Origin of the sequence: Pseudomonas sp. K8 (assembly GCF_014889455.1) — a bacterium.
GTDB classification, from domain to species: Bacteria; Pseudomonadota; Gammaproteobacteria; order Pseudomonadales; family Pseudomonadaceae; genus Aquipseudomonas; species Aquipseudomonas veronii.
The window spans coordinates 1-656 of sequence record NZ_VJWO01000183.1 but is presented as its reverse complement, the minus strand read 5'-3'; the positions used below and the strand labels follow the sequence as shown (position 1 = coordinate 656).

The 656-nt window shown below is 65.1% G+C and carries 1 pseudogene; it reads left to right on the top strand.

The window, feature by feature from the left end:
- Positions 1-656: pseudogene (locus INT12_RS30870) on the top strand (hypothetical protein); the annotation flags it as partial.

Here is a 656-nt window from a genome sequence, read left to right as displayed (position 1 = left end):
GGGGAAGGGACGGTTGCGTGCGCGCTGCACTGGGTGGACACCAACAACTACGAGATGAACGAGTTCGACTTCACTTACAAGCTGACCACCCCTCAGCCACTGGGCATGCCAAGCGGCGTGTATCGGGGAATGACGTCGTTCCGCGTGGGCGGCACCGGCGAGGGGGCCGACTTCGACCTGGGCAACGGCATGGGGCTGGAGGACAATGTGGTGAACGTCCACTTCGAGCTGGACGTGCATCATCCTTTCGAACTGGAGCTTCCGCCGGGAAGTGATCGTGCCGTGCTCGCGCCGAAGGGCGGCTGGACGCAGTGGAGCGACCACGGCATCGTGCCGAAGACGCTTGAGCGGGAACTTCCGTTCACTGTCAGCAGCTCCGGCCAGTTCAGCGTATCGCTGCAGTGCCAGTACCCGTTGCCCGATGGCCGATGCGCGATCCGGAACATGACCGAGAGTGCGGAGGATGCGCCGCTGGACATCCAGCTGACATTGCCCGGCTTCCGCGCGGCGTCCACCGGAGAAGATGCGGTGGGCCTGCCGCTAACGACCACCATGGCGCCGCCGATCTTCACCACGCAGTCCCTGGTGCTCCGCCGGCCCTCCCGGCTTCACTTTGCGCTCAATGGCGATCCGGCCCACAACATGCGGGACCACCC